Source organism: Pseudomonas oligotrophica (genome assembly GCF_021726475.1).
Taxonomy (GTDB): domain Bacteria; phylum Pseudomonadota; class Gammaproteobacteria; order Pseudomonadales; family Pseudomonadaceae; genus Stutzerimonas; species Stutzerimonas oligotrophica.
The window spans coordinates 769,506-791,450 of the sequence record NZ_JAKJRU010000001.1 but is presented as its reverse complement, the minus strand read 5'-3'; the positions used below and the strand labels follow the sequence as shown (position 1 = coordinate 791,450).

The 21,945-nt window shown below is 69.0% G+C and carries 24 protein-coding genes; 5 read left to right on the top strand and 19 right to left on the bottom strand.

Going from position 1 to position 21,945, the window contains the following annotated elements; all coding sequences use genetic code 11:
• Positions 1-145 precede the first annotated feature (145 nt).
• The 12 genes from lipA to L3N39_RS03525 form a co-directional block, all read right to left on the bottom strand.
• A complete protein-coding gene (gene lipA / locus L3N39_RS03580; RefSeq protein WP_237255818.1) occupies positions 146-1,123 on the bottom strand; it encodes a lipoyl synthase in 978 nt (325 codons plus the stop codon).
• The gene (gene lipB / locus L3N39_RS03575; protein WP_237255817.1) at positions 1,120-1,779 is read right to left on the bottom strand and encodes a lipoyl(octanoyl) transferase LipB; all 660 of its coding nucleotides are present in this window, start codon (positions 1,777-1,779) and stop codon (positions 1,120-1,122) included. The genes lipA and lipB overlap by 4 nt, the downstream gene beginning before the upstream one ends.
• Positions 1,779-2,063 carry a DUF493 domain-containing protein gene (locus L3N39_RS03570; protein ID WP_237255816.1) on the bottom strand — a complete coding sequence of 95 codons (285 nt, stop codon included), beginning with the start codon at positions 2,061-2,063 and terminating at the stop codon, positions 1,779-1,781. Before L3N39_RS03570 ends, lipB begins: the two co-directional genes overlap by 1 nt.
• 63 nt (positions 2,064-2,126) lie before the next feature.
• Positions 2,127-3,284 carry a D-alanyl-D-alanine carboxypeptidase family protein gene (locus L3N39_RS03565; protein WP_237255815.1) on the bottom strand — a complete coding sequence of 386 codons (1,158 nt, stop codon included), beginning with the start codon at positions 3,282-3,284 and terminating at the stop codon, positions 2,127-2,129.
• A 50-nt stretch (positions 3,285-3,334) separates the two neighbouring features.
• On the bottom strand, positions 3,335-4,321 hold the full coding sequence (locus L3N39_RS03560; RefSeq protein WP_237255814.1) for a septal ring lytic transglycosylase RlpA family protein: 987 nt from the start codon (positions 4,319-4,321) through the stop codon (positions 3,335-3,337).
• The gene (gene mltB, locus L3N39_RS03555; RefSeq protein WP_237255959.1) at positions 4,318-5,286 is read right to left on the bottom strand and encodes a lytic murein transglycosylase B; all 969 of its coding nucleotides are present in this window, start codon (positions 5,284-5,286) and stop codon (positions 4,318-4,320) included. Before mltB ends, L3N39_RS03560 begins: the two co-directional genes overlap by 4 nt.
• Before the next feature lie 56 nt (positions 5,287-5,342).
• Positions 5,343-6,446, bottom strand: coding sequence for a rod shape-determining protein RodA (gene rodA / locus L3N39_RS03550; RefSeq protein ID WP_237255958.1), 1,104 nt, complete (start codon positions 6,444-6,446; stop codon positions 5,343-5,345).
• Positions 6,447-6,484: 38 nt separating this feature from the next.
• Positions 6,485-8,374 carry a penicillin-binding protein 2 gene (mrdA, locus tag L3N39_RS03545; RefSeq protein WP_237255813.1) on the bottom strand — a complete coding sequence of 630 codons (1,890 nt, stop codon included), beginning with the start codon at positions 8,372-8,374 and terminating at the stop codon, positions 6,485-6,487.
• Positions 8,375-8,392: 18 nt separating this feature from the next.
• Positions 8,393-8,860 (bottom strand): 23S rRNA (pseudouridine(1915)-N(3))-methyltransferase RlmH, encoded by a 468-nt coding sequence (rlmH, locus tag L3N39_RS03540; RefSeq protein WP_237255812.1) that lies wholly within the window; start codon positions 8,858-8,860, stop codon positions 8,393-8,395.
• A 3-nt stretch (positions 8,861-8,863) separates the two neighbouring features.
• The gene (rsfS, locus tag L3N39_RS03535) at positions 8,864-9,223 is read right to left on the bottom strand and encodes a ribosome silencing factor (RefSeq protein ID WP_237255811.1); all 360 of its coding nucleotides are present in this window, start codon (positions 9,221-9,223) and stop codon (positions 8,864-8,866) included.
• Between the two features lie 14 nt (positions 9,224-9,237).
• The gene (gene nadD, locus L3N39_RS03530; protein ID WP_237255810.1) at positions 9,238-9,897 is read right to left on the bottom strand and encodes a nicotinate-nucleotide adenylyltransferase; all 660 of its coding nucleotides are present in this window, start codon (positions 9,895-9,897) and stop codon (positions 9,238-9,240) included.
• Positions 9,897-11,162, bottom strand: a complete 1,266-nt coding sequence (locus L3N39_RS03525) for a glutamate-5-semialdehyde dehydrogenase (RefSeq protein ID WP_237255809.1) — start codon at positions 11,160-11,162, stop codon at positions 9,897-9,899. Before L3N39_RS03525 ends, nadD begins: the two co-directional genes overlap by 1 nt.
• 194 nt (positions 11,163-11,356) lie before the next feature.
• On the opposite strand from L3N39_RS03525, the gene L3N39_RS03520 reads away from it, so the two are divergent.
• The gene (locus tag L3N39_RS03520) at positions 11,357-12,691 is read left to right on the top strand and encodes a bifunctional DedA family/phosphatase PAP2 family protein (RefSeq protein ID WP_237255808.1); all 1,335 of its coding nucleotides are present in this window, start codon (positions 11,357-11,359) and stop codon (positions 12,689-12,691) included.
• 24 nt (positions 12,692-12,715) lie between these two features.
• On the opposite strand, the gene L3N39_RS03515 is transcribed toward L3N39_RS03520, so the two are convergent.
• From L3N39_RS03515 to L3N39_RS03505, 3 genes are read right to left on the bottom strand one after another with little or no spacing between them, the layout of a single operon-like run.
• Positions 12,716-13,306 carry an LON peptidase substrate-binding domain-containing protein gene (locus L3N39_RS03515; protein WP_237255807.1) on the bottom strand — a complete coding sequence of 197 codons (591 nt, stop codon included), beginning with the start codon at positions 13,304-13,306 and terminating at the stop codon, positions 12,716-12,718.
• Between the two features lie 10 nt (positions 13,307-13,316).
• Positions 13,317-14,027, bottom strand: coding sequence for an LrgB family protein (locus L3N39_RS03510; protein ID WP_237255957.1), 711 nt, complete (start codon positions 14,025-14,027; stop codon positions 13,317-13,319).
• 5 nt (positions 14,028-14,032) lie between these two features.
• Positions 14,033-14,395, bottom strand: coding sequence for a CidA/LrgA family protein (locus L3N39_RS03505; RefSeq protein WP_237255806.1), 363 nt, complete (start codon positions 14,393-14,395; stop codon positions 14,033-14,035).
• A 169-nt stretch (positions 14,396-14,564) separates the two neighbouring features.
• Between L3N39_RS03505 and L3N39_RS03500 the strand changes: the two genes are divergently transcribed.
• The 3 genes from L3N39_RS03500 (at position 14,565) to L3N39_RS03490 (ending at position 17,432) form a co-directional block, all read left to right on the top strand.
• Positions 14,565-15,020, top strand: coding sequence for a MaoC family dehydratase (locus L3N39_RS03500; protein WP_237255805.1), 456 nt, complete (start codon positions 14,565-14,567; stop codon positions 15,018-15,020).
• A 72-nt stretch (positions 15,021-15,092) separates the two neighbouring features.
• On the top strand, positions 15,093-16,769 hold the full coding sequence (locus L3N39_RS03495) for a C13 family peptidase (RefSeq protein WP_237255804.1): 1,677 nt from the start codon (positions 15,093-15,095) through the stop codon (positions 16,767-16,769).
• A 21-nt stretch (positions 16,770-16,790) separates the two neighbouring features.
• Positions 16,791-17,432: an NAD(P)H-binding protein gene (locus tag L3N39_RS03490; RefSeq protein WP_237255803.1), complete on the top strand. Its 642-nt coding sequence runs from the start codon at positions 16,791-16,793 to the stop codon at positions 17,430-17,432.
• 63 nt (positions 17,433-17,495) lie between these two features.
• Here the strand turns inward: L3N39_RS03490 and orn are convergent, their stop codons facing one another.
• Both orn and L3N39_RS03480 read right to left on the bottom strand, forming a co-directional pair.
• Positions 17,496-18,038, bottom strand: a complete 543-nt coding sequence (gene orn, locus L3N39_RS03485; RefSeq protein ID WP_237255802.1) for an oligoribonuclease — start codon at positions 18,036-18,038, stop codon at positions 17,496-17,498.
• 28 nt (positions 18,039-18,066) lie between these two features.
• Entirely contained in the window at positions 18,067-18,870 is an 804-nt protein-coding gene (locus tag L3N39_RS03480; RefSeq protein ID WP_237255801.1) for a class I SAM-dependent methyltransferase, read from the bottom strand.
• A 108-nt stretch (positions 18,871-18,978) separates the two neighbouring features.
• Between L3N39_RS03480 and rsgA the strand changes: the two genes are divergently transcribed.
• The gene (gene rsgA, locus L3N39_RS03475) at positions 18,979-20,010 is read left to right on the top strand and encodes a small ribosomal subunit biogenesis GTPase RsgA (protein ID WP_237255800.1); all 1,032 of its coding nucleotides are present in this window, start codon (positions 18,979-18,981) and stop codon (positions 20,008-20,010) included.
• 10 nt (positions 20,011-20,020) lie between these two features.
• Here the strand turns inward: rsgA and motB are convergent, their stop codons facing one another.
• Both motB and motA read right to left on the bottom strand, forming a co-directional pair.
• Positions 20,021-21,022 carry a flagellar motor protein MotB gene (gene motB, locus L3N39_RS03470; RefSeq protein ID WP_237255799.1) on the bottom strand — a complete coding sequence of 334 codons (1,002 nt, stop codon included), beginning with the start codon at positions 21,020-21,022 and terminating at the stop codon, positions 20,021-20,023.
• A gap of 9 nt (positions 21,023-21,031) precedes the next feature.
• Complete coding sequence (gene motA, locus L3N39_RS03465) at positions 21,032-21,883, bottom strand: flagellar motor stator protein MotA (protein ID WP_237255798.1); 852 nt, start codon at positions 21,881-21,883, stop codon at positions 21,032-21,034.
• Positions 21,884-21,945: the final 62 nt, after the last annotated feature.

Here is a 21,945-nt window from a genome sequence, read left to right as displayed (position 1 = left end):
GTCTAATGCGGCGAAATGACGCAAAATACTTGCCAAGCTAACTATCTGGCGTCATTGACATGTGCATTGCGCAGCAAGCGCGACCCGGTACCGGGAGCTACGGGCAGGAAGGACGAGCCCGGCAGGCTGCCGGGCTCGTCGCGGGTCAGTCGACCTTGGCGGCGTGGGCCTGCTGGTCCGCGTGGTAGGAGGAGCGCACCAGCGGGCCGGAGGCGATGTTCTTGAAGCCCATCTTCATGCCCTCCTCGGCGAACCAGGCGAAGGTATCCGGATGGACGAAGCGCTGCACCGGCAGGTGGCTGCGCGACGGTTGCAGGTACTGGCCGAGGGTCAGCATGTCGATATCGTGCTCGCGCATGCGCTGCATGACCTCGATGACCTCCTCGTCGGTCTCGCCGAGGCCGAGCATCAGGCCCGACTTGGTCGGCACACCGGGCACGCGCTCCTTGAACTTCTGCAGCAGGTCCAGCGACCACTCGAAGTCCGACCCCGGGCGCGACGACTTGTACAGCCGCGGCACGGTCTCCAGGTTGTGGTTGAACACATCCGGCGGCTCGCTGGCGGTGATATCCAGGGCGATCTCCATGCGGCCGCGATAGTCCGGCACCAGGGTCTCCAGCTGGATCGACGGCGACAGCTTGCGGATCTCGCGCAGGCAGTCGGCGAAGTGCTGGGCACCGCCGTCGCGCAGGTCGTCACGGTCCACCGAGGTGATCACCACGTACTTCAGGCGCATGTCGGCGATGGCCTGGGCCAGGTTCTTCGGCTCGTCCGGATCCAGCGCGTTCGGCCGGCCATGGCCGACGTCGCAGAACGGGCAGCGACGCGTGCAGATGTCACCCATGATCATGAAGGTCGCGGTGCCGCTGGAGAAGCACTCGCCCAGGTTCGGGCAGGAGGCTTCCTCGCAGACGCTGTGCAGCTTGTGCTTGCGCAGGGTCTGCTTGATGTTCTCGACCTCCGGCGACACCGGGATGCGCACGCGGATCCAGTCCGGCTTCTTCGGCAGTTCGTCGGTGGGAATGATCTTCACCGGAATCCGCGCGACCTTCTCGGCACCGCGCAGCTTGACCCCCGCCTCGACTTTCGCCGGTCGCTTGTCCGTCGTTTCAACAGTACTCATAAGCTTTCGATTCCGCCCGCAAGGGTCTTCTGTTGCGTATAGCCCAGATGGCTGGCCAAACGCTCGCGCAGCCTGTGCGCGACCTCGCCGAGAACGACAGGCCGGCCGGCGAGATCGCGCAGCTGGGTCATCGGCAGGCCTGCATAGCCGCAGGGATTGATGCGCCGGAAGGGTTCCAGATCCATGTCCACGTTCAGCGCCAGGCCGTGGAAGGAACGGCCGTTGCGGATGCGCAGGCCCAGTGAAGCGATCTTCGCGCCGTCGACGTAGACGCCCGGGGCGTCCGGCTTGGCCGCGGCCGCGACCCCGTAGTCGGCAAGCACCTCGACGATGCTCTGCTCGATCAGCGAGACCAGTTGGCGCACGCCGATACCCAGGCGTCGCACGTCCAGCAACAGGTAGCAGACCAGCTGGCCGGGGCCATGGTAGGTCACCTGCCCGCCCCGATCGACCTGCACCACCGGGATTTCGCCAGGAAACAGCAGGTGCTCGGCCTTGCCGGCCTGGCCCTGGGTGAACACCGGCGGGTGCTGCAGCAGCCAGAGCTCGTCAGCGGACTCTGGCCCGCGTTCGTTGGTGAAGCGTTGCATCGCGCGCCAGGCGGTCTGGTAGTCGACCAGGCCGAGCTCGCGGACCGCCAGCGCGCCCTGCTCCATCACAGGACCATGTGCACGCGGCCGGTGGCTCGCAGGTCAACGTGGATGGCCTGCAGCTGCTCCACCCCGGTGGCGGTGATCAGCACCTGTACCGAGAGGAAGCGGCCGTTGCGGCTGTCGCGCAGCACCACGCTGGACTCGTCCAGGTCCGGGGCGTGGCGCTGGATCACCTCGATGATCAGCTCGCGGAAACCCTCGCCGGCGTCGCCGATCACCTTGATCGGGTAGCGCTCGCAGGGAAATTCGATTTTCGGCGCCTGGGCGTCGTTGGGTGTATCGGTCATGGGGACGGACTCGTGATCCGCCAGGCGCACCGGCTGCCTGATGGGCAGCGGTGCGCGAGAGCGTCAGTTGAACAGGCTGAAGAAGAACAGGCGAATACTATCCCACAGGCGGCGGAACAGCCCACCCTCCTCGACCGCTTCTAGCGCGATCAGGTCGCTGCTGTGCAGCACCTGGTCGTCCAGCTTGACCTCCACCTTGCCGATCACCTGGCCCTGCTCGATGGGCGCGACCAAGGTGTCGGCGAAGCTCATCGAGGCCTGCAGCTTGTCCAGCTGGCCACGTTGCAGGGTCAGGGTCAGGTCCTCGGCCAGGCCGGCCTTGACCTTGTCCTGCTGGCCTTTCCAGACCTTCTGCTGGGCCAGCTCGACACCCTTCTGGTAGAAGGTGCGGGTCTCGAAGAAGCGGAAGCCGTAGGTCAGCAGCTTCTGCGTCTCGGCGGCGCGGGCCTGCTCGCTGTTGGTGCCGAAGACCACCGCGATCAGGCGCTGGCCATCGCGCACCGCCGAGGCCACCAGGCAATAGCCGGCCTCCTCGGTGTGCCCGGTCTTCAGGCCGTCGACCGTCTTGTCGCGCCACAGCAGCAGGTTGCGGTTGGGCTGCTTGATGTTGTTCCAGAAGAACTCCTTCTGCGCGTAGATCGCATAGTGCGCCGGGTCCTCGTGGATGATCGCCCGCGCCAGCTTGGCCATGTCGCCAGCCGAGGAATAGTGCTCCGGATGCGGCAGGCCGGTGGCGTTCATGAAGTGCGTGTTGCCCATGCCCAGGCGCTGGGCGGTGGCGTTCATCAGGTCGGCGAAGGCTTCCTCGCTGCCGGCGATGTGCTCGGCCAGCGCGACGCTGGCGTCGTTGCCGGACTGGATGATCACGCCGTGCAGCAGGTCGCCCACCGAAACCTGGGTGTTGACCTGGATGAACATGCGCGAACCGCCGGTACGCCAGGCCTTCTCGCTGACGGTGACCATGTCGCTGTCGCTGATCTGGCCCTTCTTGATCTCCAGGGTGGCGATATAGGCGGTCATCAGCTTGGTCAGGCTCGCCGGCGGCAGGCGCTCGTCACCGTTGTTCTCGACCAGCACGTTGCCGCTGGCCGCGTCCATCAGCAGGTAGGACTTGGCCGCCAGTTGCGGCGGCGAGGGGATGATCGGTGCCGCCCAGACCGCCGGCGCGATCGTCAGCAGGGCCAGAACCACGAAGCGTTTCAGGTAAATGGTGATGTTCATCCGTTTCTCGATGGGTTGGTGTATCGGGTGCCACGAAGATGGCGCGGGGCTCAGTCGGCCTTGACTCGCCGGGGCTGACCGAGATTGGCGAGTCGCACGCTCTCTTCCAGCTGCGTGGCCTCGCCCTGCGTCCTGATCGGCCCGAGCCTCACACGATGCAGGATCTGCTGGTTGTGCACGACGGAGCTGACGAACACCGGCGCGGAAACCACGCCGACCAGCTTGTCCTTGAGCAGCTCGGCTGCATCCGGGTTGGCGAAGGCACCGACCTGCAGGTAGAGACCGTCGGCCGCGGGCGCTGTGTCCTCGGCGCGGGCGACCTGCACCGGCAGCACGGCCGCCGCATGCTGCGCGGGCGGCGGCGTGTACTGCTCGACCGGCTGCGCCAGGGCCTTCGGCGCCGCCTTGCCGGCGGCCGGCTGGGCCAGCACCATCGGCACCGGCTTGCCGCGCTGCGCCCACCACTGCTGCGGATCGATGCCCTCGACCTTGACCCGCGCCGTGCCGCTTTCGGCATAGCCGAGTTTCTTCGCCGCGGCAAAGGACAGGTCGATGATGCGATCGGAATAGAACGGCCCGCGGTCGTTGACCCGCAGGGTGACGCTGCGGCCGTTGTCCAGGTTGGTCACCTTGACGTAGCTGGGCAGCGGCAAGGTCTTGTGCGCAGCGCTCATGCCGTAGAGGTCGTAAGTCTCGCCGTTGGCGGTCGCCTGGCCGTGGAACTTGGTGCCGTACCAGGACGCCGTGCCGGTCTCGGCATAGCGCCGGCCGTCGTTCATCGGGTAGTAGGTCTTGCCCAGCACCATATAGGGGTTGGCCTTGACCGCGCCGTAGTGCGGCATCGGCGTGGCGTCGGGGATCTTCGATACATCCACGTCCCACCAGGGCGCGCCGTCCTTGTTCGGCCGCGCGTAGCTGGCCGGGCCGCTGGTGCCCGCCGGCTCGCTGGCCGCGCCCGTCGGGGCGGGCGCCGAGGAACAGCCGGCCAGGACAACCCCGGCAAGCGCCGCCAGGGCCAGGCCGAGGCGCAGGTTCATAGCGCGGCCCCCTTGGCTTCGGCGAGCTTCTCGGACAGCTGGTGGACGGCCATGGCGTACATCACGCTGCGGTTGTAGCGCGTGATCACGTAGAAGTTCGGCAGGCCGACCCAGTACTCGTCGCCTTCGGCGCCTTCCAGGCGGAAGGCGGTAACGGCAGTGTCGTCGGCCAGCGGTTGTTCGGTGCGCCAGCCAAGCTGGCGCAGTGCCGCGGCGTCGTGGGTCGGCTCCAGGCCGACCGTCAGCCCGCGCTGGTAGTCGCCTTCGACCTCGGCGCGCGCGACCACCGGCTCGCCAGCGGCCCAGCCGTGCTGCTTGAAGTAGCTGGCGGCGCTGCCGATGGCGTCGACCGGGTTGTTCCAGATGTCGATGTGGCCATCGGCATCGAAGTCCACCGCATAGGCGCGGAAGCTGCTGGGCATGAACTGCGGCAGGCCCATGGCACCGGCGTAGGAACCCTTGAGCGTCAGCGGATCGACCTGCTCCTCGCGCGCCAGCAGGAGGAACTCCTTGAGCTGCTGGCGGAAAAACGGCTGGCGCGGCGGGTAATCGAAGCCCAGCGTCGACAGCGCGTCGATCACCCGGTAGTTGCCGGTGTTGCGGCCGTAGAAGGTCTCCACGCCGATGATCGCGACGATCACCTCGGCCGGCACGCCGTACTCGGCCTCGGCGCGGGCGAGCGCCTGCTCGTTCTGCCGCCAGAAGTCCACGCCCTGGGCGATGCGCGACTCGGTGATGAAGATCGGCCGGTATTCCTTCCACGGCTTGACCCGCTCGGCCGGCCGCGAAATGGCGTCGAGAATCGCCTGCTTGCGTTGTGCCTGGCCAAACAGCTCGTGCAGCTGCTCGGCGGCGAAGCCGTATTCCTGGGTCATTTCGGCGATGAACTGGTCCACGGCGGGACTCTGGTAGTCAGCGGCGACGGCGCCCTGCGCGCCGGCGAGGACGCCGACCAGCCCCAGCATGCGGAGCGCTCGCGTCATCCGGACACGCGTTGTAGGAATCAAGGAATTCACTCTCGTCAAACCTGCGCGATCCACTTGCGATGGGTGTGGATCGACATCAAAACCCCGAACCCTGACAGCAGGGTCACCAGCGAAGTTCCACCGTAACTGATAAAGGGCAGCGGCACCCCCACCACCGGCAACAGGCCGCTGACCATGCCGATGTTGACGAAGACATAGACGAAGAACGTCATCGTCAGCGCGCCGGCGAGCAGTTTGCCAAACAGCGTCTGCGCCTGCACGGTGATCGTCAGCCCGCGCGCGATGAGCAGCAGGTAGAGCAGCAGCAGCAGGCAGACGCCGACCAGCCCGAACTCCTCGGCCAGCACCGCAATGATAAAGTCGGTGTGGCTTTCCGGCAAAAAATCCAGGTGCGACTGGGTCCCCAGCAGCCAACCCTTGCCGAACACTCCGCCCGAGCCGATCGCCGCCTTCGACTGGATGATGTTCCAGCCGGTGCCCAGCGGATCGCTCTCCGGGTCGAGGAAGGTCAGCACGCGCTGCTTCTGGTAGTCGTGCATGACGAAGTACCACATGCCCACCGCGATCGGCACCACCGCGGTCACCGCGCCGAGGATCCAGCGCCAGGGCAACCCGGCGATGAACAGCACGAAGGCCCCGGAGGCGAGGATCAGCAGCGAGGTGCCGAGGTCCGGCTGCTTGAGGATCAGCACGAAGGGCACCACGATCAGCGCCAGGCTGATCACCGTGTGCTTGAAGCGCGGCGGCAATGGCCGCGACGACAGGTACCAGGCGATGGTCATCGGCATGATGATCTTCATGAACTCGGACGGCTGGAAGCGGATCAGCCCGGGGATGTTGATCCAGCGCGTCGCGCCCATCGCCGTGTGGCCCATGAACTCCACCGCCAGCAGCAGGCCGACCACCACCAGGTAGCCCAGCGGCACCCAGCGCGCCATGAAGCGCGGCTCGAACTGGGCGATCACCAGCATGGCGCCGAGGCCAAGGCCGAACGAGCTGGCCTGCTTGACCAGCAGGTCGAGGTTCTTGCCGCTGGCCGAGTAGAGGATGAACAGGCTGGCGGCGGCCAGGGTCAGCAGCAGCAACAGCAGCAGGCCGTCGACATGCAGGCGCTGCAACAGGCTGGCGCGCCGGCGCAGCACGTCTTCGTGGGATAGGTTGCGGTCGAAGTTGCCGTTCATGATCGTTCGCCGTCCGCCTTCGCCGCCGGGGCATGCTCGGCCTTGAGCTGGCCGTTCTCGTCGAGCAGCCAGGCATCGAGCACCGCCTTGGCCACCGGCGCGGCCACGCCGGAGCCGGACTCGCCATTCTCGACCATCACCGCCACGGCGATTTCCGGGGCGTGCACCGGGGCGAAGGCGACGAACAGCGCGTGATCGCGGTGCCGCTCGGCCAGGCGGGCGCTGTCGTACTTCTCGCCCTGCTTGATAGCCACCACCTGCGCCGTGCCGCTCTTGCCGGCGATGCGGTAGGCGGCGGTATCACCGACCTTCTTTGCCGTGCCGCGCGCGCCGTGCAGCACCTGCTCCATGCCGCGGATGGAATAGTCCCAGAACTTCGGGTCGCGCAGCTCGATGTCCGGCATCGGCTCCGGATCGACCGGCAGCTCGCTGCCGATGCGCTTGGCCAGGTGCGGGCGGATCCACTTGCCACGGGTGGCCATCAGCGCCGTGGCCTGGGCCAGCTGCAGCGGCGTGGCCTGCATGTAGCCCTGGCCGATGCCGAGGATCACCGTCTCGCCCGGGTACCAGGGCTGGCGATAGCGCGCGCGTTTCCAGTCGCGCGAGGGCATCAGCCCGGCGGTTTCCTCGTACATGTCCAGCGCCACGCGCTGGCCGAGGCCGAAGCGCGACATGTAGTCATGCATGCGATCGACGCCGAGCTTGTGTGCCATGTCGTAGAAGTAGGTGTCGTTGGAACGCATGATCGCCAGCTCCAGGTCCACCGAGCCGTCGCCGCCGCGGTTCCAGTTGCGGTACTTGTGCTTGACGTTGGGCAGCTGGTAGTAGCCCGGGTCGAACACGCGGCTGGTCGGGGTGATGACGCCGGCATCCAGCCCGGCGATGGCCATCATCGGCTTGATCGTCGAACCCGGCGGGTAGAGCCCGCGCAGCACGCGGTTGTACAGCGGCCGGTCGATGGAATCGCGCAGCTCGCCGTAGTCCTTGAAGCTGATCCCGGTGACGAACAGGTTCGGGTCGAAGCTCGGCTGGCTGACCATCGCCACCACCTCGCCGGTCTTCGGCAGCAGCGCGACGATCGCACCGCGGCGCCCGGCCAGCGCCGCCTCGGCAGCCTCCTGCAGGCGCAGGTCGAGGGTCAGGGTGATGTCCTTGCCGGGGATCGGGTCGGTGCGCTTGAGCACGCGCAGTACCCGGCCGCGGGCGTTGGTCTCGACTTCCTCGTAGCCGACCTGGCCATGCAGCACGTCCTCGTAGAACTTCTCGATGCCGGTCTTGCCGATGTGGTGGGTGCCGGAGTAGTTCACCGGGTCGAGACTCTGCAGCTCCTTCTCGTTGATGCGCCCGACGTAGCCCACCGAGTGCGCGAAGTGCGCGCCCTGCGGATAGTGGCGGACCAGCTGCGCGGCGACCTCGATGCCCGGCAGACGGAACTGGTTCACCGCGATCCGCGCGATCTGCTCCTCGGTCAGCTCGTACATGATCGGCACCGGCTCGAACGGCCGGCGGCCCTGCAGCACGCGCTTCTCGAACAGCTCGCGCTCCTCGGCGCTGAGTTCGAGCACCCCGACCACCCGGTCGAGCACCTCGCGCCACTCGCCGGCGCGCTCGCGGGTCACGGTCAGGCTGAAGCTTGGCCGGTTGTCGGCAATCACCCGGCCGTTGCGGTCGTAGATCAGCCCGCGGCTCGGCGGGATCGGCTGCACGTGTACCCGGTTGTTTTCCGAGAGCGTGGAATGATGCTCGTACTGGATGACCTGGAGGAAATACATCCGCGCCACCAGCACGCCGGACAGCAGCAGCACCACGATCGCGCCGACCAGCACCCGCCGGCGGACCAGCAGTGCGTCTTTTTCGTGATCCTTGAGCTGAATCGGCTGGGGCATGTCAGGCGTATCGGCGGACTACTTGTGATAGGGATGGCCGGACAGCAGCGTCCAGGCCCGGTAGATCTGCTCGCCCACGAGGATCCTGACCAGCGGGTGCGGCAGGGTCAGCGGCGACAGCGACCAGCGTTGCTCGCTGCGCGCGCAGACCTCGGGCGCCAGCCCCTCGGGGCCGCCGACCATCAGGTTGACGTTGCGCGCATCCAGCCGCCAGCGCTCCAGCTCGGCGGCCAGCTGCTCGGTGCTCCAGGGCTTGCCGTGCACCTCGAGGGTGACGATGCGCTCGCCCGGTTGCACGCGGGCCAGCATCGCCTCGCCTTCCTGGCGAATCAGGCGCGCCACGTCGGCGTTCTTGCCGCGGGTGTTGAGCGGGATCTCCACCAGCTCCAGCGGCAGCTCGGCGGGCAGGCGCCGGGCGTATTCCTGCCAGCCCTCCTCCACCCAGCGCGGCATCTTCGAGCCGACCGCCACGAGCCTGATGCGCACGCCTTACTCCGCGGCCGGGCCGTGCTGGGCGCGGCTCTGCTCGGCGCCCTGCCAGAGGCGTTCGAGGTCGTAGAACTGGCGGGTCGGCACCTGCATCACGTGGACCACCACGTCGCCCAGGTCCAGCAGCGCCCATTCGCCGCCGTCCAGGCCTTCGCTGCCCAGCGGGCGCACGCCCTGTTCCTTGACCTTCTCCAGCACGTTCTCGGCCAGCGCCTTGACCTGGCGGCTGGAGGTACCGCTGGCGATCACCATGTAGTCGGTGACGCTGGTCTTGCCGCGTACATCGATGATCACGATGTCCTGGCCTTTCAGATCTTCCAGCGCGGCGACCGCCAGCTGGACCAGTGCTTCATTCTGCATAGGGAAAAACAACCTCAGTTCGACGCCCGGTACAGCCCGTGCGCGTTGATATAAGCCAGGACGGCATCGGGTACGAGAAAGCGTACCGACTTGCCGCTGGCCAGCAATTGGCGAATCTGCGTGGCAGACACCTCCAGCGGTGTCTGCCAGACGAAGGCGATCTGCCCGGCCGCGCCGGCCAGGGCCTGCGGGTCCGGCACGCTGCGCGCCGCCACCAGGTCGCGCAGCACTTGCGGCGCCTCGCTGCCGGCGTCCGGCCGCTGCAGCACCAGGATATGGCAATGCTCGAGCAGCTCCTCCCAGCGATGCCAGGTGGGCAGCCCGCAGAAGGCATCCCAGCCGACGATCAGCAGCAACTGGTCATCGGCGCCCAGCTCGTGGCGCAGCGAGATCAGCGTATCGATGGTGTAGGACGGGCGCTCGCGCTCCAGTTCCCGCGCATCGACCGCCAGCGGCGGCAGGTCGGCGACCGCCAGGCGCACCATCGCCAGGCGGTCCTCGGCCGAGCAGCTGGGCGTTTCCCGGTGCGGCGGGCGCGCATTGGGGATCAACCGCAGCTCGTCGAGATCGAACATCTCGGCCACTTCCAGCGCACCCCGCAGGTGCCCGATGTGCACCGGATCGAAGGTGCCGCCCAGTATGCCGATGCGCCGGGCGCCGCTGCCTGCGACCATCAGGTTCGAATGTGCCCGTCGCCGAAGACCACGTACTTCTCGCTGGTCAGGCCTTCCAGGCCGACCGGCCCGCGGGCGTGCAGCTTGTCGGTGGAGATGCCGATCTCCGCGCCCAGGCCGTACTCGAAGCCGTCGGCGAAACGGGTCGAGGCGTTGACCATCACCGAACTGGAGTCCACCTCGGTGAGGAAGCGCCGCGCGTCGGTGAAGTTCTCGGTGACGATGGCGTCGGTGTGCTGCGAGCCGTAGCGGTTGATGTGCGCGATGGCCTCGTCCAGCGAGTCGACCAGGCGGATCGACAGGATCGGCGCATTGTACTCGGTGGACCAATCTTCTTCGCTCGCCGCCAGCACGCCCTCGCCCAGCAGGGCGCGGGTCCGCTGGCAACCGCGCAGCTCGACGCCCTTGTCGCGATAGATCGCGGCCAGCGCCGGCAGCACCTGTTCGGCGATGCCCTGGTGCACCAGCAAGGTCTCCATGGTGTTGCACGGCGCGAAGCGCTGGGTCTTGGCGTTGTCGGCGATGCGGATGGCCTTCTCCGGATCGGCCGCCACATCGATGTAGACGTGGCAGATGCCGTCCAGGTGCTTGATCACCGGCACCCGGGCGTCGCGGCTGATGCGCTCGATCAGGCCCTTGCCGCCGCGCGGGACGATCACGTCGACGAACTCGGGCATGGCGATCAGCGCACCGACGGCGGCGCGGTCGGTGGTCTCGACCACCTGCACGCAGGCCGCCGGCAGGCCGGCCTCGGCGAGGCCGAGCTGGATGCAGCGGGCGATCGCCTGGTTGGAATGGATCGCCTCGGAACCGCCGCGCAGGATGGTCGCGTTGCCCGACTTCAGGCACAGGCTGGCGGCGTCGATGGTCACGTTGGGCCGCGACTCGTAGATGATCCCGACCACGCCCAGCGGCACGCGCATCTTGCCGACCTGGATGCCCGACGGCATGTAGCGCATGTCGCGGATCGCGCCGATCGGATCGGGCAGCGCGGCGACCTGGCGCAGGCCCTCGATCATGCCGTCGATCACCTTGGGCGTCAGCGCCAGGCGATCGAGCATCGCCGCGTCCAGGCCGCTGGCTCGCCCATTGGCCAGGTCCAGTTCGTTGGCGGCGACCAGCTCGGCACGGGCCGCATCGAGCGCCGCGGCGGCGGCCTGCAGGGCACGGTTCTTCTGCGCGGTGCTGGCGCGCGCGAGCACCCGCGAGGCCTCGCGCGCGGCGCGGCCCAGGCGGATCATGTAGTCGAGCACGGACTCGGTCATGGTGTGGCTGGCCTGACTGAAGGGAAAGCGGCTGATTATAGCCAGGCGCGCCGCCGGCGCCCAGCGGCGTCGACCGAAGGGCCGCCGGCGGCGCAAGCCGTGCCCCCGCCCGGCGCGCGGCCGTTATCATCGTGGTACGCAACCGCGCACCGCAGCGGGCTGTCGAAGCTATCTCGCAACTGCAGGAGCCTTTCATGAGCCAGTGGCTCGAACCGCTCACCGCCTGGCTGGGCGCCAACCCGCAATGGCTGGGGCTGGCGCTGGTGGTGGTCGCCTGCCTGGAATGCCTGGCCGTGGTCGGCCTGCTGGTCCCCGGAACCGTGCTGGTGCTGGGCATCGCCGTGCTCGCCGGCAACGGCGTGCTGACCCTGGGCGAAACGCTGCTGCTGGGCTTCATCGGCGGCCTGCTCGGCGACCTGCTGTCCTACGCCCTGGGCCGGCGCTACCACCGCGGCATTCGTGGCCTGCCCGGGTTGCGCCGGCACCCGGAATGGCTGGCCGGCGCCGAGGCCTATTTCGCCCGCTACGGCGTCGCCAGCCTGCTGGTCGGCCGCTTCATCGGCCCGCTGCGACCGATGCTGCCGATGACCGCCGGCATGCTGGACATGCCGTTCGGCCGTTTCCTGCTGGTCAGCCTGGTCGCCGCGGCGGGCTGGTCGATGGCCTACCTGATGCCCGGCTGGACCGCCGGCGCCGCGCTGCGCCTGCCGCTGGCCGAGGGCTTCTGGGGCGAGGCGGCGCTCGTCGCCGGCGGCACGCTGCTGGTGATCGGCCTGATCGTGCAGGGCAGCCTGCGGCAGTTTCGCTGGATCACCGCGCTGGCCGCCGCCGCCAGCCTGGCGATGCTGATGGGACTGTTCTTCGGCTGGCCCTACCTGAAGATCTTCGACGAGGGCCTGCTGGCCGTGGTGCAGGGCGAGCGCAGCCCGCCGATGGACCGCGTCATGGTGCTGATCACCCGCGCCGGCGACTTCCACACCCAGCTATGGGCCGCGGTGCTGCTCGGCGGGTTGCTGCTGGCGCTGCGCCAGTGGCGCGCCGCCGCCTTCGCCATCGCCACCCTGCTCGGCACCGCCCTGGCCAACGGCGCGCTGAAGGTGGCCTTCGCCCGCGTGCGCCCGGAGGTGCTGAGCGAGCCGCTGGCCAGCTTCAGCTTTCCCAGCGGGCACAGCTCGGCGGCGTTCGCCTTCTTCCTGGTCCTGGGCGTGCTCGCCGGCCGCGAGCAGCCGCCTCGCCTGCGCCTGACCTGGCTGCTGCTGGCCTGCCTGCCGGCGACCGCGATCGCCCTGTCGCGGGTCTACCTGGGCGTGCACTGGAGCACCGACGTGCTCGCCGGCGCGCTGCTGGCGGCGACGGTCTGCGCCAGCAGCCTGACCCTGCTGCAGTGGCGTCGCCCGCTGGCGGCGCTCGATGCGCGGGTCTGGTGGCTGGTCCTGCCGGCCTGCCTCGGCCTGCTCGGCGCCTTCGCCGCCTGGGGCCTGCCGACCGCGCTGCAGCTGTACCACTACCTGCCGCTGGAACCGGGCTAGCCGCTCGACGGCAGCGCGCCGGAGCTAGTTCGCGCCCTCGCCCTGCAGGCGCTCGAGCCACTGCTGGATCAGCGCCAGGCGCTCGCCGGGCTCGTCGAGGTCGAGCAGTTCGATCTTCTGCTGGCCGTCGAACGGCAGCAGGTAGGCCAGCTGGTTGGCCAGTTCGGCCTGGCCGCGGATCTCGCCGGGCATGCCCAGCGCCTTGACCATCGGGTGCTGGCCGAGCGCCTGCAGCAGCACCAGCAGGTCCTCGTGGGCCTCGTCCAGCGCCCGCGGCGGCGGCTCGTCGCGCCAGTCCACCGCGGCGACCAGCAGCTGGTCGCGGCGCACCTCGGTGGCCTGCACGGCGAAGCGCCGCGCGCCCTCGACACGGATGCCGAGCAGGCCGTTGGGGCGCTGCTGCCAGTCGCGGATCAGCGCCTCGCAGCCGACCATCGCATGGGCCGTCGGCGCCGGGCCGACTTCCGTGCCCTCGAGGATGCCGACCACACCGAAGCCGTGGCCGGCCTTCAGGCAGGCGCTGACCATGTCCAGGTAACGCGGTTCGAACAGCTGCAAATCGAGCATGCACCCCGGGAACAGCACGGTATCGAGCGGGAACAGCGGCAGGTTCATACGGGCTCCGTCACAACAGCAGGGACACCACCAGCGGCAGCAGCACGGCGGTCAGCACGCCCATCAGGCTCATCGCCAGCGCGGCGAACGCACCACACTCGTCGCCTTCCTGCAGCGCCTGGGCGGTGCCCACCGCATGGGCGGTCAGCCCGAGCGCCATGCCGCGGGCCGCAGGATGCTGAACACCAAAGCGGCGCAACAGTTCCGGGCCGAGGATGGCGCCGAGCACCCCGGTGATCATCACGAACACCGCCGCCAGCGCGACCACCCCGCCGATCTGCTCGGCCACCAGCATGGCGATCGGCGAGGTCACCGACTTGGGCGCCAGGGTCATCAGGATCATCCGCTCGGCGCCGAACGCCCAGGCCAGCGCCATGCCCAGGGCGGTGGCCAGCGACCCGGCCAGCAGCAGGGTCACCACGATCGGCACGAACAGCTCGCGGATGCGCCGCATGTTCAGGTACAGCGGCACCGCCAGGGCGACGGTGGCCGGGCCGAGCAGCACCGTGAGCAGCCGCGAGCTGGCGGAGTAGTCCGGGTAGGACAGCCCGCACAGCAGCAGGATGCCGATCACCATCAGCGCCGACAGCAGCACCGGCTGGAGGAATACCCAGCGGGTCTTCTCGTAGGCGGCGAAGGCCAGCTGGAAGGCCGCCAGGGTGATGCCGACGCCGAACAGCGGGTGGTGGATCAGCGCCTGCCAGGCGGCGTGCCATTGCAAGATCGTCATGCCTTCTCCTTGTTGCGCTTCTGCCGGCGGATCAGCAGCTGCATCAGCCAGCCGGTGAACACCAGCGATAGCACCAGGGAAATCACCAGCGCGCCGACGATGGCCCAGAAATCCTCGAGGATCGCCTCGGTGTAGACCATCACCCCCACCGCCGGCGGCACCAGCAGCAGCGGCAGGTAGCGCAGCAGGCTGCTGGCCGCCAGCTGGATCGAATCGCTGGCGCTGCCGCGCACCAGCAGGGCGACGAACAGCAGCACCATGCCGATGATCGGCCCGGGCAGCATCGGCAGCAGCAATACGTTGATGACGGTGCCGAGCAACTGGAACAGCACCAGCCAGGTCAGGCCGCGCAGCAGCATAGAAATGAACCTCCACAAGATGCGTCGAGTATAAGCCGCCGGCGGCGACCGGCAGGAACATCGGCCTGCCCGCAGGCTGATGCAGCGGCATTCGCGGCGGCCATGCGAGTTGTCGGCGGCCGGGCGGCGTGCTGATCTAGCCGGACAACGACAACACGCAGGAGGTCACATGCCGCAGGTACCGATCGAACAGCTCAAGGACCACATCGGCCAGGATCTGGGTCACTCCGACTGGCTGACCATCGACCAGCAGCGGGTCGACCGCTTCGCCGAGTGCACCGGCGACCACCAGTTCATCCATGTCGACCCCGAGCGCGCGCGCCAGACGCCGTTCGGCGGCACCATCGCCCATGGCTTCCTCTCCCTGTCGTTGCTGCCGATGCTCATGGACGGCCTGCTGGTGACGCCGGCCGGCACCCGCATGGGCGTCAACTACGGCCTGGACAGCCTGCGCTTCCTCCAGCCGGTGCGGGTCGGCTCGCGGGTGCGCCTGGCGCTGACCCTGCTCGACGCCCAGGAGAAGAACCCCGGCCAGTGGCTGCTCAAGAGCCGCGCGGTGCTGGAGATCGAAGGCGCGGACAAGCCTGCGCTGGTCGCCGAGACCCTGGCGCTGTGCATCCTCTGAGGTCGCCACACCAGCGCTGGCGTGCCCGGCGCTTTGCGGCATACTCTGGCCACGCCGTTGTCCGGACCCGCCATGCGCCGCTTCCTTCCCGTCTCGCTTGCCCTGCTGCTCGCCGCCTGCGGTGACGGCGAACCCCTGCTGCCGGCCGACGGCGTGCTACCCGATGGCGGTCGCTACCGCGGCGAACTGGTCGACGGCCGGCTGCAGGGCGCCGGGCGCCTGGACTACCCCGACGGCAGCTTCTACGAAGGCGGCTTCCAGGCCGGCCGCCGGCACGGCGCCGGGATCTGGCAGGCGGCCAGTGGCGAGCGCTACGAAGGCGACTTCCGCGACGGCCTGTTCGACGGCCAGGGGCGCCTGCGCTTCGCCAGTGGCGGCGTCTACGAGGGGCAGTTCCGCCGCGGCCACATGCACGGCAGCGGCCGCTTCAGCGAGGGCGCGGCGAGCTACGTCGGCGAATTCCGCGATGACCTCTACCACGGCCGGGGCGTGCTCGAGTACGCCGACGGCAGCCGCTACGAGGGCCAGTTTGTCGCCGGCCAGCCCAGCGGCCCGGGCGTGCGCGAGGACGCCGGCGGGCGCTTCAGCGGGCAGTTCCGCGACGGCCTGCTGAACGGGCCGGGCACCTTCGTCGATGCCGCCGGCGCGCAGTACAGCGGCGAGTTCGCCGACGACCAGTTCCACGGCCAGGGGCGCTACGAAGCCGGCGGCGAGGTCTGGATCGGCCGCTTCGACAACGGCGAGCTGAACGGTGAAGGCCAGCACCTGGCCGCCGACGGCAGCCACTACCGCGGTCCATTCCGCAACGGCCGCTACCACGGCCGCGGGCGCCTGCAGCGAGCCGACGGCAGCGTCTATCTCGGCGAGTTCCGTGACGGCCACTTCGCCGGCCACGGCGAGTTGACCCTGGCCGACGGCAGCCGCCAGGCGGGCCTCTGGCGGGACGGCCAGCGCCTGCGCGACGAAACCGGCCAGCGCCTGGCCGATCCGCTGGAGCTTGCCCTGCTCGAGCAGGGCCGGTTGCTGGAACAGGCCATCGCCGCCCTGCCCGCCTCGACGCCGGCACGCGAGCTGTATGCCCTGACCCTGGCCGGCGACGGGCGCCAGAGCGTGTTCCGCCGCGAAGCCGAGTACGTCGACCGGCTGCTGGGCGAGCGCTTCGCCGCGCGCGGCCGGCTCAGCCTGGTCAACCATCGCGACCAGCTCGCCGAGCGCCCGCTGGCCACGCGCGAGAACCTGGCCCGGGCGATCCAGGCGCTGGCCGAGCGCAGCGGCCCGGAAGACCTGGTCTTCCTCTACCTCACCAGCCACGGCACCGCCGCGCATCGCCTGGTGCTGGCGCAGCCGCGGCTGTCACTGCTCGACCTCGACGCCGACGAGCTGGGCGAGCTGATGCGCCCGCTGTCCGCACGCCACAGCGTGGTGGTGATCTCGGCCTGCTATTCGGGCGGCTTCATCGAGCCGCTGAAAAACGCCAATATTCTGGTCATGACCGCCGCGCGCGCCGACCGGGTGTCGTTCGGCTGCTCGGAGCAGAGCGACTTCACCTATTTCGGCCGCGCCCTGTTCGAGCAGGCACTGCAACGTACCGACGACCTTGCCAAGGCGTTCGCACTTGCGCAGGCGCAGGTTGCCCAATGGGAAACGGCCGACGACTATGAAGCGTCGCAACCGCAGATCTGGGCGCCGGAGGCGGTGCTCGCCGAATGGCGGGCACTGCGTGCCGAACAGGGCCGGGTCGACGACTGATCGCCACAAGGAGTACTCGCAATGCATTTGACGCCCCAGCACATCCTGCTCGCCGGCGCCACGGGTTTGACTGGCGAACACCTGCTCGACCGCCTGCTCAACGAGCCCACGGTCGGCCGCGTCCTGGCACCGTCGCGCCGGCCGCTGGCCGAGCATCCGCGGCTGGACAACCCGGTCGGCGAGCTGGCCGCGCTGCTGCCGCAGCTGCAGGGCCCGGTGGACACCGCCTTCTGCTGCCTGGGCAGCACCCTCAAGCAGGCCGGCAGCGAGGACGCCTTCCGCGCCGTCGACCGCGACCTGGTGGTGGCCTTCGCCCGCCGCGCGCAAGAGCTGGGCGCGCGCCACCTATTGGTGCTGAGCTCGCTCGGCGCGGATGTCGACAGCGCGCTGTTCTACTGCCGGGTCAAGGGCGAGATGGAAGCCGCGCTCGAGGCGCAGGGCTGGCCGCAGCTGACCATCGCCCGGCCGGCGCAGCTGCTCGGCCAGCGCCTCGAGCCGCGCCTGGGCGAGCGCCTGGCCGCCCCGCTGTCGCAGCTGCTGCCCGGCAAGTACCACGGCATCGAGGCCTGCAGCCTGGCCCGCGCGCTCTGGCGCCTGGCACTGGAGGATGGCGAAGGCACCCGCATCGTCGAGTGCGACGAGCTGAGGAAGCTCGGCAAGTAGGCCCCCAGACGGCAGGCCCGCGCCGCGGGCGCTTGCCTGCGGCTGATGGCTGGCGGCAGCCCGTCAGACCTTGATGAAATGCTCGCGGTAGTGGCGCAGCTCGGCGATGGAGTCGCGGATGTCGTCCAGCGCCAGGTGCGTGCTGCTCTTCTTGAAGCCGTCCATGATCTGCGGCGCCCAGCGCGCGGCCAGTTCCTTGAGCGTCGAGACGTCCAGGTTGCGGTAGTGGAAGTAGGCTTCCAGCGCCGGCATCTGCCGGTAGAGGAAGCGCCGGTCCTGGCAGATGCTGTTGCCGCAGATCGGCGACTTGCCCTTGGGCACCCACTGTTCGAGGAAGGCCAGGGTCAGGCGCTCGGCCTCGGCGGTGGAGACCTTGCTCTCGCGCACCCGCTGGGTCAACCCGGAGCCGCCGTGCTGGCGGGTGTTCCACTCATCCATGCGTGCCAGCACCTCGTCGCCCTGGTGCACGGCGATCACCGGCCCTTCGGCGAGCACGTTGAGCTGGCTGTCGGTGACGATGGTGGCCATCTCGATGATCACGTCGTTGTCCGGGTCCAGGCCGGTCATCTCGAGGTCGATCCAGATCAGGTTCTGCGGATTCTGCATGGGGGACTCCTTGGCTTTGGCGCGCAGTTTAGCCGCTCGCGACAGGGCCGTCAGGCCGCTGCGCGCCGGGGCGGTAGACCAGCAGGCAGGACTGGCGCCAGTCATCCAGCGGCCACTGCTGCTCGGCGGCAACGCCCGGCACGGCGAAACTGTTGCTGACCAGCAGCGCATCGCCGCGCATCTCGCGGCAGGCCTTGGCCCAGAGCGCCGGCATCGGCGCCGGCGAGAGGAAGCAGTAGACCAGGTCGTAGCCGCCCAGCTCCTCGCGCCACAGGCTGCGCAGGCGCACCTGGCAATTGCCCCGCGCCAGGCAGCGCAGCCAGGCCAGCAGGCAACTCAGCGGCGCGGTCTCGACGCCGACGAAGCGTCCCTCGGGGCAGGCCCGCGCCAGCCGGGCCAGGGTGCCGCCCAGCCCGCAGCCCAGGTCGACGAAGACGAACCCCGCCGGCAGCACGCGCAACTGCTGCAGCAGCCGCTGCTCGGCGGCGCGCCCGGTGAGGTAGAGCGGCACCCGCTCGCCGATCGCGTTCCAGTTCAACAGCAGCAGCACGACGAAGCCGGCCAGCGGCAGCCACGGCGGCAATGCCTGCCCCTGCACCAGCAGCAAGGCCGGCACGAAGCAGAGATTGATCGGCAGCCACCAGGGCGACAGGCCCAGGCGCCGACCCAGCAGAGCCGCCAGCAGGCCCTGCAGCACGGCTACCGGCAGCAGGCCCGGGCGCAGGCCGGCGGCAAGCGCCAGCTGCAGCAGCAGCCAGGCGAGCGCCAGCGCGGCCAACTGGGCGAACAGGGCGACGAGCACGGGCAGGCGGTGGCGCAATCCGGCGAGCATGGGCGGACCTCGGCAAGGGCGGCCAGTCTACTCCAGCGCCGCGGCGAGGCGAGTGCCGGCGGCGTGCTAGACTCCCGGGCCAATTTCCCAAGTCGCAGTGCAGCATCGATGGCCAAACGCCAACTCAGTCGCCGGCAAAGCTGGCGTATCGAGAAAATCCAGGAAGAACGTGCCGCGCGTGCGGCCCGCCGCGAGTCGCGTGCGCTCGAAGAACTCGAGGGCGGCGACCTGGGCCCCGAACAGCACGGCCTGGTGATCGCCCACTTCGGCGTGCAGGTCGAGGTCGAGGCGCTGGATGGCGAACACGCCGGGGAGGTACTGCGCTGCCACCTGCGTGCCAACCTGCCGGCGCTGGTCACCGGCGACCGCGTGGTCTGGCGCCCGGGCAACCAGGGCATCGGCGTCATCGTCGCCCAGCTGCCGCGGCATTCGGAGCTGTGTCGGCCGGACATGCGCGGCCAGCTCAAGCCGGTGGCGGCCAACGTCGAGCAGATCGTGATCGTCTTCGCGCCGCTGCCCGAGCCCCACGCCAACCTCATCGACCGCTACCTGATCGCCGCCGAGCACGCCGGGATCGCCCCGCTGCTGCTGCTCAACAAGGCCGACCTGATCGACGCGCTGAACCAGACGCGGATCGAGGCGCTGCTGGCGGTCTACCGTCAGCTCGGCTATCCGTTGCTGGAAGTCTCGGCGCACGACGGCGCCGGCATGGACGCGTTGCGCGCACGCCTGGACGGGCGCATCAGCGTGTTCGTCGGGCAGTCCGGGGTGGGCAAGAGCTCGCTGGTCAACAGCCTGCTGCCGGAGGTGGATACCCGCGTCGGCGCGCTGTCGGAGCAGACCGGCAAGGGCACCCACACCACCACCACCGCACGGCTGTTCCACTTTCCCGCCGGCGGCGACCTGATCGACTCGCCCGGCATCCGCGAATTCGGCCTCGGCCATGTCAGCCGCGACGACGTCGAGGCCGGCTTCATCGAATTCCGCGAGCTGCTCGGCCATTGCCGCTTCCGCGACTGCCGGCACGACCGCGAGCCGGGCTGTGCACTGCTCGGCGCGCTGGCCGACGGGCGCATCCAGCCGCAACGCCTGGCCAGCTACCGGCACATCCTCGCCAGCCTGCCCGAAACCGACTACTGACCGCGGCTGCTCAGTCCGCCTCGGGCTGGTCGAAGCGCAGCGCGCCGTCCTCGAAGATGTTCAGCCGCTCGCGCAGCGCCGGCGCCTGCAGCGGGGCATCGGCCGGCCTGGCCTCGGCTGGCGCTGGCGTCGGCGTAGCGGCCTGCTCCGGCTCGGCAGCGGGCGCCTGCTCGCCCTCGATGTTGCGCTGCGCCTTGCGGGTCAGCACGAGGATATCGATGCGCCGGTTGATCGGGTTGAGCGGATCCTCGCGGTCGAACAGCGCCGAGGAGGCATAGCCCACCACCCGGGCGATCTGCGCCTGCGGGTAGCCTCCGGTGACCAGCGTGCGCCGAGCGGCGTTGGCACGGCTCGCCGACAGCTCCCAGTTGCCGATGCCGCTGCGCCCCGAATAGGGCTTGGCATCGGTATGCCCGCTGACGCTGATCTTGTTCGGCACGGCGGCGATGGTCTCGGCCATGGCCAGCAGGATGTCCTCGAAATAGGGCTGCAGCTCGGCGCTGCCGAGGGCGAACATCGGCCGGTTCTCGGCATCCATGATCTGGATGCGCAGGCCGTCGCGGGTGATCTCGAACAGGATCTGGTCCTTGAAGCGCTCCAGCTCCGGATTCTCGTCCACCTTGTTCTGCAGCTCCTGCAGCAGCAGCTCCAGGCGTTCACGCTCGATCTGCTCGGCCAGGTCCTCGGCCTGGTCCGCATCGACCCGCTCGTCGGCCTGGCTGGCCGCCGACTGGATCTCCGGGTTAAGCGTGCGCTCCGGCGAGGGCGTCGGCGTGCCGCCGAGGTCGATCGCGTGCGGGCTGGCGCTCTCGGTGAAACCGATGGGGTCCTGGAAGTAGCCGGAAATGGCGCGCTTCTGCTCGGGGGTGGCCGAGCTCATCAGCCACATCACCAGGAAGAACGCCATCATCGCCGTGGCGAAGTCGGCGAAGGCGATCTTCCAGGCGCCGCCATGGTGGCCGCCGGCGGTCTTCCTGACCCGCTTGACGATGATCGGCTGGTTGTTGTCCATGTCCGCGCCTTAGTTGCCGCGCATGGCTTGCTCGAGCTCGGCGAAGCTCGGGCGGTGCGCCTGGAACAGGACCTTGCGGCCGAACTCGGCGGCCAGCGAGGGCGGCATACCCGAGGCCGAGGCCACCAGCGTCGCCTTGATCGCCTCGTAGAGGTTGAGCTCTTCCTTGGCATCGTGCTCCAGCGCGCCGGACAGCGGACCGAAGAAGCCGTAGGAGGCGAGGATACCGAGGAAGGTACCGACCAGCGCGGTGGCGACCTTCTCGCCGATCTCCGCGTTGTTGGCTTCGGCGAGCACGGACATGGTGATGACGATGCCCAGCACCGCGGCGACGATACCCATCGCCGGCAGGCCGTCGGCGACCTTGCCCACCGCGTGCGCGGGGTGCTCGAGCTCCTCCTTGAGGCTCGCCAGTTCCATGTCGAACAGCCCCTCGAGCTCGTGGGGCGCCATGTTGCCCGACGACATGATGCGCAGGTAATCGCAGATGAAAGCGGTCATGCGCTCGTCCTTGAGCACGCCCGGGTAGCGGGAGAACACCGCGCTGGCCGCCGGATCCTCGAGGTCGGCCTCGATGGCCATCATGCCTTCGCGACGGCTCTTGTTGAGCACCGCGTAGAGCAGCCCGAGCACTTCCAGGTAGTAGGCCTGGGTGAAGCGGTTGCCGAACATCTTCAGCGACTTCTGGAAGACGACCTTGGTGGTGGACGCCGGGTTGGCCTGCAGGAAGCCGCCCAGCGCGGCGCCGCCGATGATCATCAGCTCGAAGGGATGCACCAGCGCGGCGAGCTTGCCGCCGGACAGCAAAAAGCCGCCGAGCACACTGCCGAGGACCACGAAAATACCGAGAATCTTGACCATACGAACCCAGTTGAATGACAGCGAAGCCGCGGCAAGGCGGCCCGTCGGACGCCGGCAGTGCC